Source organism: Vineibacter terrae (assembly GCF_008039615.1).
Classification (GTDB): Bacteria; Pseudomonadota; Alphaproteobacteria; order Reyranellales; family Reyranellaceae; genus Vineibacter; species Vineibacter terrae.
Window position 1 is genome coordinate 43,458 of sequence record NZ_VDUZ01000061.1, and the last position, 9,285, is coordinate 52,742.

11 protein-coding genes are annotated in these 9,285 nt (G+C 67.3%); 5 read left to right on the plus strand and 6 right to left on the minus strand.

Annotation, left to right across the window (positions count from 1 at the left end):
* Nucleotides 1–21 precede the first annotated feature (21 nt).
* Nucleotides 22–555: a GNAT family N-acetyltransferase gene (locus FHP25_RS35165; RefSeq protein ID WP_178134030.1), complete on the plus strand. Its 534-nt coding sequence runs from the start codon at nt 22–24 to the stop codon at nt 553–555.
* Here FHP25_RS35165 and FHP25_RS35170 read toward each other — a convergent pair.
* From FHP25_RS35170 to parE, 5 genes are all read right to left on the minus strand, one after another.
* A complete protein-coding gene (locus FHP25_RS35170) occupies nt 479–1,525 on the minus strand; it encodes a quinone-dependent dihydroorotate dehydrogenase (RefSeq protein WP_147851671.1) in 1,047 nt (348 codons plus the stop codon). The two genes, FHP25_RS35165 and FHP25_RS35170, sit on opposite strands and share 77 nt — an antisense overlap.
* Before the next feature lie 79 nt (nt 1,526–1,604).
* Nucleotides 1,605–2,189 (minus strand): hypothetical protein, encoded by a 585-nt coding sequence (locus FHP25_RS35175; RefSeq protein ID WP_147851672.1) that lies wholly within the window; start codon nt 2,187–2,189, stop codon nt 1,605–1,607.
* A 118-nt stretch (nt 2,190–2,307) separates the two neighbouring features.
* The gene (locus FHP25_RS35180; RefSeq protein WP_147851673.1) at nt 2,308–2,883 is read right to left on the minus strand and encodes a hypothetical protein; all 576 of its coding nucleotides are present in this window, start codon (nt 2,881–2,883) and stop codon (nt 2,308–2,310) included.
* 106 nt (nt 2,884–2,989) lie between these two features.
* Nucleotides 2,990–3,568: a hypothetical protein gene (locus FHP25_RS35185; protein WP_147851674.1), complete on the minus strand. Its 579-nt coding sequence runs from the start codon at nt 3,566–3,568 to the stop codon at nt 2,990–2,992.
* Nucleotides 3,569–3,726: 158 nt separating this feature from the next.
* Nucleotides 3,727–5,835, minus strand: coding sequence for a DNA topoisomerase IV subunit B (parE, locus tag FHP25_RS35190; RefSeq protein WP_408068563.1), 2,109 nt, complete (start codon nt 5,833–5,835; stop codon nt 3,727–3,729).
* A gap of 19 nt (nt 5,836–5,854) precedes the next feature.
* Between parE and FHP25_RS35195 the strand changes: the two genes are divergently transcribed.
* From FHP25_RS35195 to FHP25_RS35205, 3 genes are all read left to right on the plus strand, one after another.
* Complete coding sequence (locus FHP25_RS35195; RefSeq protein ID WP_147851676.1) at nt 5,855–6,268, plus strand: acyl-CoA thioesterase; 414 nt, start codon at nt 5,855–5,857, stop codon at nt 6,266–6,268.
* Nucleotides 6,265–6,963, plus strand: a complete 699-nt coding sequence (locus FHP25_RS35200; protein ID WP_147851677.1) for a DUF1007 family protein — start codon at nt 6,265–6,267, stop codon at nt 6,961–6,963. The genes FHP25_RS35195 and FHP25_RS35200 overlap by 4 nt, the downstream gene beginning before the upstream one ends.
* 64 nt (nt 6,964–7,027) lie before the next feature.
* Nucleotides 7,028–8,005, plus strand: coding sequence for a HoxN/HupN/NixA family nickel/cobalt transporter (locus FHP25_RS35205; protein WP_178134031.1), 978 nt, complete (start codon nt 7,028–7,030; stop codon nt 8,003–8,005).
* Between the two features lie 82 nt (nt 8,006–8,087).
* Here FHP25_RS35205 and FHP25_RS35210 read toward each other — a convergent pair whose 3' ends face one another.
* On the minus strand, nt 8,088–8,579 hold the full coding sequence (locus tag FHP25_RS35210) for a MarR family winged helix-turn-helix transcriptional regulator (RefSeq protein WP_147851679.1): 492 nt from the start codon (nt 8,577–8,579) through the stop codon (nt 8,088–8,090).
* A gap of 81 nt (nt 8,580–8,660) precedes the next feature.
* Here FHP25_RS35210 and FHP25_RS35215 point away from each other — a divergent pair, with 81 nt between their 5' ends.
* On the plus strand, nt 8,661–9,140 hold the full coding sequence (locus FHP25_RS35215; RefSeq protein WP_147851680.1) for a pyridoxamine 5'-phosphate oxidase family protein: 480 nt from the start codon (nt 8,661–8,663) through the stop codon (nt 9,138–9,140).
* The last annotated feature ends 145 nt before the right edge of the window (nt 9,141–9,285 follow it).

Here is a 9,285-nt window from a genome sequence, read left to right on the forward strand (position 1 = left end):
ACAATGGGGAGGGGGAGGACAATGCCCAAGCCCAGGGCCCAAGCGCCCGCTGTGTCGGTCTGCATCCGGCGCAAGCCGGCACGCAAGGACCTGCAGTTCGTCTGGCGGGGATTGCGCAGCTTCAACCGCCGCGTGGTGGGCGACCTGCCCAACGCACACTTCCTCGTCGAGGCGCGCTCGCCGCGTGGGGCGCTGATCGGCGGCCTGCAGGGCGTCATCTACTACCAATGGCTCTTCATCGCGAACTTCTTCCTGTCGGAGAAGATCCGCCGCGGCGGCGTCGGGGCGCAGCTGATTGCCGAAGCCGAGCGCCATGCCCAAAGCCTGGGATGCCACGGCGTCTGGCTGGACACCTTCGCCTGGCAGGCGCGCCCGTTCTACGAGAAGCAGGGCTACAGCGTGTTCGGCAGCCTGCCCGACTACCCGACGGGGCATGCCCGATGGTTCATGATGAAACGGATCGAGCCGGCGCCAGAGGCTAGAGATCCGCTCCGACGGCTTGCGAAAGCGACGAAAACCCGTCCTGTTTCAAGAGGGCGGCAAGCTCAGCCTTGATCGTCCGGACCAGACCTGGTCCCTCGAACACGAGCGCCGTGTAGAGCTGCACCAGCGTCGCGCCGGCGCGGATCTTGGCATAGGCGTCAGCGCCGGTCGCGACACCGCCGCAGCCGACCAGCTTCAGGCGGCCCTGAACGGCGCGGGCGGCGCGCTTCAGGACAGCGGTCGAGAGGTCGAGCAGAGGGGCGCCGCTCAGCCCACCGCTTTCCGTGCGGCGCGGGCTGCGCAGGCTGGCAGGACGGGACACCGTGGTGTTGCCCACGATCATGCCGTCGATGCCGGCCTCCACCGCCGCGCCGGCGACATCCTCGACGTCACCCTCGGAGAGGTCGGGTGCGATCTTCACCAGCAGCGGCACGTCGTCATGCTGGCCCCGCGCCGCTCGTGCGCCGGTCAGCAGCCGCAGCAGATCGCCACGGCCCTGCAGATCGCGCAGTCCCGGCGTGTTGGGCGAGGAGACATTGCATACCAGATAGTCAGCCCACGGTGCCGCGGCCGCGACGCAGGCGGCATAGTCCGCGGCGCGGTCGGCGCTGTCCTTGTTGGCGCCGACATTGACCCCGACCAGGCCGACCCGCGGCCGCGCCTTCAGCCGCCGCACCACGGCTTCCAGCCCTTCACCGGGGAAGCCCATGCGGTTCACCACGCCATGGTCCTCGGCCAGCCGGAACAGGCGCGGCCGATCATTGCCGATCTGCGGGCGAGGGGTGACCGTGCCGATCTCGACAAAACCGAAGCCGCTGCGCAGCATGGCATCGGGCACCTCGGCATTCTTGTCGAAGCCGGCGGCCAGTCCGATCGGGTTGGGGAACGGCCGGCCCCAGGCTGTGGTCGCCAGGATCGGGTCGTCGCCGCCACGGTCGGCCGGCACCAATCCCGCGCGCAGGGCATTGATCGCCATCCGATGTGCGGTTTCCGCATCGATGCGCGCAAGTAGAGGGGCGACGAGACGATACCAGCCGGTCATCACGGCTGGTTAGCAGACAGGTTGTGCACGCGTCACCCCCAGAGTCGCGCCCCGGCCTGCGGCGCGGCTGGGCGGCGGATCAATGCCGGCGGCGCATGAAGCGCCTGTGGTCGTCGCCGTCCTGGAACGGATTGCGCGGCGGGAACAGCACCGGGAACAGCTCGACGAACATCTGGCGGAAGGCAGGGTCGTTGATGTCCGTCGCGCCGGTGCGTGCGACGGCGCGGCTCATCAGGTCGTCCCCACGGCAGAACGCGGCCGATACCTTGACCTCGCCCGCGGCCACCGGCTCGAAGCGCGCCCGGTCCAGAGCGCGGCACTGGGTCTCGAAGGCCAGGTTTCGGGCCGGGCCGAAGACCAGCACTAGGCGATAGGCAGGATCGGCATTGCCGCTGATCGGCCGGGTCGTGAATTGCGTCGCCGGGCTCGATGGCCGGGCCGACATCATCACCCTGATGAGCGCCTGGTCGAAGGCCTCCTGGCTCATGCCGGCGAACGGCACGCCGCGCACCTCGATCAGGAACTCCCGCCCGTCAGCGGCGGTCATGTATTCGCTGCGGTAGTAGGGCCCCTCGACACCTTCCGACGTGATCACGGCGGCTGCGGCAGGTGCCGCCGACACGGCGGACAGAGCCAGCGCGAGGGCAATTGTGGTGCGTTTCATCCTTCTCTCCTTACCGGAGGCGGCATCAACGGCACGTACACGCTACTGCCAGTGATATTCCGCACCGGCGCTCATGGACTGCGTAGCTTGACCACAAATCGAAGGCCAAAGCATGGCGTTACTCGAAGTTGGGCGTTGGGCTTTCGATGAAGGGGTTGCGGGGCGGGAACATCACGGGGAACAACTCCGTGAACATCTGCCGGAACACCGGGTCATCGACGCCGGTGGCACCATTGTGGGCGACGGCCTTGCTCATCAGGTCGTCCTTGCGGCAGAACGCCACCGACACGCGAACCTGTCCTGCCGTTGGTTGGCCAGGCCGTATCGAGTCGAGCGCGCGGCACTGAGTCTCGTGCGCGAGGTTGACCGCCGGGTTGAACACCAGCACCAGCCGATAGGCGGGCACCATGGTGGGACCACCGGGGCGCGTCGTGAAGGTGGCCGCCGGCCGGGCCGGCCGCGCGGCCTGCAGGACGCCCATCAGCGCCTGGTTGAAGGCGTCCTGGGTCATGCCGGGGAAGGGCATGCCGCGCACCTCGACCAGGAAGTCGCGGCCGTCGGCGGCGGCGAGGTACTCCTGGTAGCTGTACGGTGACTCGGCTCCCTCGGACGTGATGACGGTGGTCTGCGGGCCGCACCCCGTGACAGCGCCAATGGCCAAGCCAATGGCCAACGCGGCGATGACACGACGCATGGCGGCGGACCTCCTTTTGCAGCGCTGCCAACGAGCGGACAGCGCATGACAAGTTCCGCCTTATCCTGATGGGTCTCTCGCCGCAAGTCAATAATTGAGTGACCGATCACTTCACATTGCCGGTAGCATTCGTGGTCCGATGATTCGTGTGAGCCGGCAGCATCACTGTCATCAGCTCCGACATGGCTGACCGCAGCGCGACCGGGTCATCCAGGGAGGCGTTGGTGATCGCCGTCGCCGTGCTGAGCAGCTCGTCGGTGCGGCAGAACGACAACGTGATGCGCAATCTCCCTGGGCCGGTCGCCGCCGGCGTCATCTTCGGGTTGGGGGCGCACAGGTCCTCGCCGGTGACATTGCCGCCGAGATTGATGGCGACGACGAAGTGATAATCGGTGACGTTGGGAACAAAGCTTGCCTGACCGGCGACGAACGTCGTCCGCACGTCGGCAGGGTCGGCAGCTTGCAGGCTCGATAGGATGAGCTGCTCGGTTTCGCGGCCGTGCCTGAGGTTCGGGTCGGGGATCATGACGACAACCTTGAATTGCTTGCCGTCGGCCGCGGCGACAAAGTCGCTGTGGTCATAGCCGCTCTCCACGGTATCACCCACAATGATGGCGGCGCGGACCGGCGTGAAGCCGGCAGCAAGCGCGATCGCGGACAAGGCGACGATGGTGGCGGGCCTCATGGGGGCCTCCTGAGCTCGATGCGGGACAGAGCGACGCCTGCTGCGTCGGCAACCGCTACAAAGTGCCCGGACGCTGATGCCGCACTGACCGTAGCGGACACAGTTCTGTGTGTCCGCGGTCAGCGCGCAGTCAGAGGCAGTGGTGGCCCGACGATGTCCTACACATCCAGGTCGTGAGCGAACTTGGCGTTCTCCTGGATGAAGGCAAAGCGCTTCTCCGGCTTGCGCCCCATCAGGTCGTCGACCAGGGTCGACGTGCGCATGGCCTCCCGGCGCTCCTCTTCGCTGGCGGCCATGGGCACCGTCACGCGCATGAGGGTGCGCCGCCTGGGGTCCATGGTGGTGTCGCGCAGCTGCGTGGCCGGCATCTCGCCCAGGCCCTTGAAGCGGCTGATCTCGACCTTCGCGTTGCCGGCGAATGCGGTCTTCATGAGCTCGTCGCGATGGGCGTCGTCGCGCGCGTACTCGATGCGGCCGCCGCGAGCCAGGCGGTACAGCGGCGGCTGCGCCAGGAAGAGGTGGCCGTTCTCGATGAGCTGCGGCATCTCCTTGTAGAAGAAGGTCATCAGCAAGGACGCGATATGGGCGCCGTCGACGTCGGCGTCGGTCATGATGATGACCCGGTCGTAGCGTAGCCGTTCCTCGTTGTAGTGGCTGTTGGTGCCGCAGCCCAGCGCCTGGATCAGATCGGAGATCTCCTGATTCTCGCGCATCTGGGCGGCTGAGGCGCTGGCGACGTTCAGGATCTTGCCGCGCAGCGGCAGGATCGCCTGTGTCTCGCGGTTGCGCGCCGACTTGGCCGAGCCGCCGGCCGAATCGCCCTCGACGAGGAATATCTCGGTGTCGTCGCGCTTGGCCGAGGCGCAGTCCGCCAGCTTGCCGGGCAGGCGCAGCTTGCGGGTGGCTGTCTTGCGCTGCTGCTCCTTGTCCTGCTTGCGGCGGGCGCGCTCCTCGGCGCGTGTGATGAAATGCTCGAGCAGGACGTTGGCCGACTCCTTGTCGCCGGTCAGCCAGTGGTCGAAGTTGTCACCGACCAGCGACTCGACGAAGCGTGTCGCCTCGACGCTGACCAGCTTCTCCTTGGTCTGGCCCTGGAACTGCGGCTCGGGGATGAAGATCGACACCAGGCCGGCGGACCCGTCCATGACGTCATCTGCCGTGATCTGTGCCGCCTTGCGGTTGCTCACCAGCTCGCCATAGCGCTTGAGCGAGCGCACCAGGGCGGTGCGGAAGCCGTTCTCGTGGGTGCCGCCCTCCGGCGTAGGCACGGTGTTGCAGTAGGATCGCAGGAAGCCGTCCTCGTCCTGCGGCCACCACATCGCCCACTCGACGCGCGATTCCCTGCCGTTGAGGTCGGTTTTGGCCGAGCCGGCAAACGGCGCCGGCGTCAGGGTCGCGCGCTGGCCGATCTCCGACTCCAGGTACTCGCGCAGGCCGCCGGCGAAATGGAACGTGTCCTCGGCCGGCACCGAGCCGTCCTTGGGCAGGATCGTGGGGTCGCACTTCCACCGGATCTCGACGCCGCCATACAGGTACGACTTCGAGCGCGCCGCCCGGTACAGCCGCTCGGCCGAGAACCTGGCGTTGCCGAAGATCTGCGGGTCGGGGTGGAAGGTGATGGTGGTGCCGCGGCGGTTGGGCGCTGCGCCCAGCGACTTCAGCTTGCTGGTCGGCTTGCCGCGCGAATAGCTCTGGCTCCAGGCTTCGCGGTCGCGTGCGACCTCGACGATCAACTCGTCCGACAGCGCGTTCACGACCGAGGCGCCGACCCCGTGCAGGCCACCCGACGTGGCGTAGTTCTTGCCGCTGAACTTGCCACCCGAATGCAACGTCGTGAGGATAACCTCCAGCGCCGACAGCTTGGGAAACCGGGGATGCGGATCGACGGGAATGCCGCGCCCGTTGTCGCGGATCAGGATGCGGTTGCCGGCCATCAGCTCGATGGTGATGGTGTCGGCATGGCCGTCCACGGCTTCGTCCATGGCATTGTCCAGCACCTCGGCCACCAGATGGTGCATCGCCCGCTCGTCGGTGCCGCCGATATACATGCCGGGGCGCTTGCGGACGGGCTCAAGGCCTTCCAGGATCTCGATGTCCTTGGCCGAATACCCGTTGCTCTTGCCGTTGCGATTGCCCGCCCGGTCGAACAGATCGTCGTTCTTTGCCATGTTCTTGTCCGATTCATCGCCGCGCGGCCGCCGAGGAGGGGACCCGGGTGGCCGCGTCGTCATTGGTATGGTAGGAAACCCCGATAAAAGCAACCACATCGGGTCAGGCTTCCCCTCCATGGCAGACACCGAAAAGGTCCCATCCGCACCCTTCCGCTCGCCGGATTTCACCCGCGAGCCCATCCTGCGTACGGCCCCGCAGCCGGCCGACATGAACGGCAACGGCGATATCTTCGGCGGCTGGGTGCTGGCCCAGATGGATATCGCCGGCGGCGTGCTGGCCTCCCGCACCGCCCAGGGGCGCACCGCGACGGTGGCGATCACGGCGATGGCGTTCGTGCAGCCGATCAAGGTTGGTGACCTGGTGAGCGTGTATGGCGAGGTCACGCGGGTCGGCACCACCTCGATCACGGTGAAGATGGAGACGGTCGTGCAGCGCCGGCTCGATCCGACCCCGATCCGGGTCACCGAAGGGACCTTCGTCTACGTCGCCATCGACGACGCCGGCAAGCCGCGTCCGGTGCCGAAATGAGGGCTGCGGCGCTGCTGGGCGGATTGGCGGCGGCCTTGCTCTCGGCACCGGCGCTGGCGCATCCGCATGTCCTCATTTCGCAGGTCGTGCGCTTCGTGGCGAGCGACGGCGCCTTTACCCACGTCGAGGTCGAATGGCGCTTCGATCCGATGGCGAGCGAGCTGGAGATCGCGGCCGCTGATGACAACCGCGACGGCCAGCTCTCACCCAAGGAGGTCAAGGCTTTGGCCGAGCTGGCGGTGGGCGAGCTGAAGGAGCTGGGCTACCTGACCTGGATCAATACCGGCGACAAGGATTTCCGCCCCAAGGCGCCGGTATTCAATGCGCGCATCGCCAATCCCGCCATCTTCATGCCCGAGGACTGGGCGCCGACGGCCGACATGCCCGGCGGCCCCATGCCGTCCGGTGCCGGGGCGAAGGGGGCAGCGCCCAAGGACAAGCACGCCAAGCCGCGCCAGGGACCGCGCAACCTGGTCTATACGCTGCGCTACGCCTTGCCCCAACCGGCCAAGACTGTGGCCGTGAGCGTGATCGACCCCGAGGATTTCGTCCGCATCGAGCTGGACAAGAAGGCACCGTGGGAGATCATCGGCGGCGATGCCACCTGCGCCGTCGACAAGAACAACGCGGCGAAATCCGAATATTGGCCGGGCAATCCGTTCTTTGCCGACCGGGTGACGTGCAAGCTGCCATGAGGCGTGCGCTTGCCGCGATACATTGGGCGTTGAGTAGCAGCTGGGGTCGTCCATGATGACAGTCATGTCCAAACGCCTGTCCGGCCGTGCCGCATGGCTCTGGATTGGTGCCACCCTCGTCGTGCTGAGCCTGCTCGCCCTGGCGTTTGGCGATCTCAGCGCCCATGTCGGCCGCATCGCGGCCGAATGGCAGGCCCGCCTGAACCGCGAGGTGACCCAGCAGCTGCGCTCGCTCGGCGACGAGAGCACCACCACGGCTTTGTGGGCATTGCTGGTGACCGGCTTCCTCTACGGCATCGTGCATACCCTGGGGCCAGGGCATGGCAAGGCCGTCGTGGTCGCTTATTTCCTCGACGGCACCCGCAAGCGCGGCTGGATCGACGGGATCCTCGCCGGCACTTGGATCGCCGTCACCCATACCGCTGCCGCCCTGGTGCTGGCCGGCGTGCTGGCCGCAATGGGCCGCGTGCGCCCGCTGACGGCGCAGGGCCAGGTGCGCGTGGTCGAGCTGGTGTCGTACGGCCTGATCGTGGCCATCGGCCTGTGGCGGCTTCATGCCGGGCTGACGGGCCGCCTGCACGATCACGACCATGGGCACGACCACGACCATGGTCATAGGCACGATCATGGCCATGCCTCCTGCGGTCACGACCACCACCATCATCACGGCGACCATGCTGATGCGCACAAGGCGGCGCCGGTATCGAGCTGGCGCCGGTTCTTCCGGCTCGACGCCGGGCTGGGGCTGCTGACGGCGGCCGGCGTGGCGCCCTGCGCCGGTGCCGTCGTCATGGTGCTGATCGCCTCGATCTTCGGCGTCCTGTGGGCCGGGCTGCTGGGCGTGCTTGCCATCGCCGTGGGCATGGCTGGTACCTTGGCGGTGGTCGGGCTCGCGTCGATGGCCGCGCACCGCCTGCTGATCGGGGAACGTGCGTCAGACACCATCGGCCGCCTGACGACGATCGCTGCCGCCCTGATGGTCATCGCCACGGCCGGCTTCCTGTTGCTGGGCGCCATCTATCGCATGGTTGCCGTGCCCTGACGGGCGGGCCGACGGCCTTGCCGCGCCGTCGGGTCCACCGACATCGGGCCGGCCGGCGGGGCAGATGAACAAGGCGCGGGCATCAGCGCTTGGCGCGCGCTGTGGCCGGCGACGGCTGTGCAGTAGCGGGATCGCCGACATCCTCCTGCCGCAGCGCCGCCTCGAACGGGCCGCGCAGCTCGCCTTTCAGGCCCGCGCGCCGCCAGCGCTGCTGCCATTTCGCCTCGATCGCGGCGATCTCGCGGATGGCGGTGCGGACAACGTCACGCCCTGCCGCCGTCAGACACACCAGGCGTGCCCTGCCGTCGGTCGGGTCGGCGACACGCTCGACATAGCCGCGCCGCTGCAGCTCGGCCACGATCTCACCCATCGACTGGTGAGTGAGGCGAGCCCGGGCTGCCAGCACCGTCAGCCGCGTGCCCTCCGGGTCGATGTTCTCGAAGATGGGATGGTAGGCCGGAGGAAGATCCGCGAAGCCGGCCGCCTCCAGGCGCTCGGTGATCTCATCGACCATCAGCTGCGATGTGCGTCGCAGCAATGAAATCAGCGTCACGATCCGTTGCGGCGGTGTCATCGGCGGCCTTGATTTGCGCAGGTTTCCTGCCTATATGGGCAGGCAGCCTGCATAATAGCATGCCAAGCATGGAGAGGCGACATGACGGAACCGGAACAGCTTCGCCACGCGGTGCAGAGAGCGATCGCGGAGGGCTCGTTCTGCACGCTGGCGACGTCGTCGGCCGAGAACCGGCCGCATGTGGTCGGCGTGCTCTACGTGGCCGTGGATGGCATCCTGTATGTCGGCACCACCCGGCAGAGCACGAAGGCGCGCAACATCGCACAGAACCGGCGTGTGGCTGTCTGCATCCCCGTGGCCCAGCACCCTGGACTGCCGCCGCTATGCGTGCAGTTCCAGGGCACGGCGGAAATCTGTTCGGTCCAGGATCCGCGACTGGCCGCGCTGATGCAGGCGGGACGGCTCGACGCGATCATCGGCCACGACGCGCTGGCAGAACCGGGCATCTGCTTCCTGCGGATCACCCCCGGACGCCGGGTGGCCGCCTACGGCATCGGCGTCCCCCTGGACGAGCTCATGCGGGATCCCATCCACGCCAGCCGCAGCGTGGTGCTGGCGTGAAGGCGTGGATTCCCGGCAGGCTAGCAGCCTGTCGGACTGAGGTTATTGGGTAGTTGATTGAGTGATTTTGAAAGCACCGAGGTCATGGGTCGCGATTTTTGGTGGTACTTTCCCCGTCAGGCGTGTGCGAGGGTGAACATCCGCT

Excerpts from the sequence above, each read along its gene's own strand:
- parE (WP_408068563.1), bottom strand. The coding sequence starts at position 5,835 with ATGTGGTTGCTTTTATCGGGGTTTCCTACCATACCAATGACGACGCGG.
- FHP25_RS35185 (WP_147851674.1), bottom strand. The coding sequence starts at position 3,568 with ATGAGGCCCGCCACCATCGTCGCCTTGTCCGCGATCGCGCTTGCTGCC.
- FHP25_RS35210 (WP_147851679.1), bottom strand. The coding sequence starts at position 8,579 with ATGACACCGCCGCAACGGATCGTGACGCTGATTTCATTGCTGCGACGC.
- FHP25_RS35175 (WP_147851672.1), bottom strand. The coding sequence starts at position 2,189 with ATGAAACGCACCACAATTGCCCTCGCGCTGGCTCTGTCCGCCGTGTCG.
- FHP25_RS35165 (WP_178134030.1), top strand. The coding sequence starts at position 22 with ATGCCCAAGCCCAGGGCCCAAGCGCCCGCTGTGTCGGTCTGCATCCGG.
- FHP25_RS35205 (WP_178134031.1), top strand. The coding sequence starts at position 7,028 with ATGTCCAAACGCCTGTCCGGCCGTGCCGCATGGCTCTGGATTGGTGCC.
- FHP25_RS35200 (WP_147851677.1), top strand. The coding sequence starts at position 6,265 with ATGAGGGCTGCGGCGCTGCTGGGCGGATTGGCGGCGGCCTTGCTCTCG.
- FHP25_RS35195 (WP_147851676.1), top strand. The coding sequence starts at position 5,855 with ATGGCAGACACCGAAAAGGTCCCATCCGCACCCTTCCGCTCGCCGGAT.
- FHP25_RS35180 (WP_147851673.1), bottom strand. The coding sequence starts at position 2,883 with ATGCGTCGTGTCATCGCCGCGTTGGCCATTGGCTTGGCCATTGGCGCT.
- FHP25_RS35170 (WP_147851671.1), bottom strand. The coding sequence starts at position 1,525 with ATGACCGGCTGGTATCGTCTCGTCGCCCCTCTACTTGCGCGCATCGAT.
- FHP25_RS35215 (WP_147851680.1), top strand. The coding sequence starts at position 8,661 with ATGACGGAACCGGAACAGCTTCGCCACGCGGTGCAGAGAGCGATCGCG.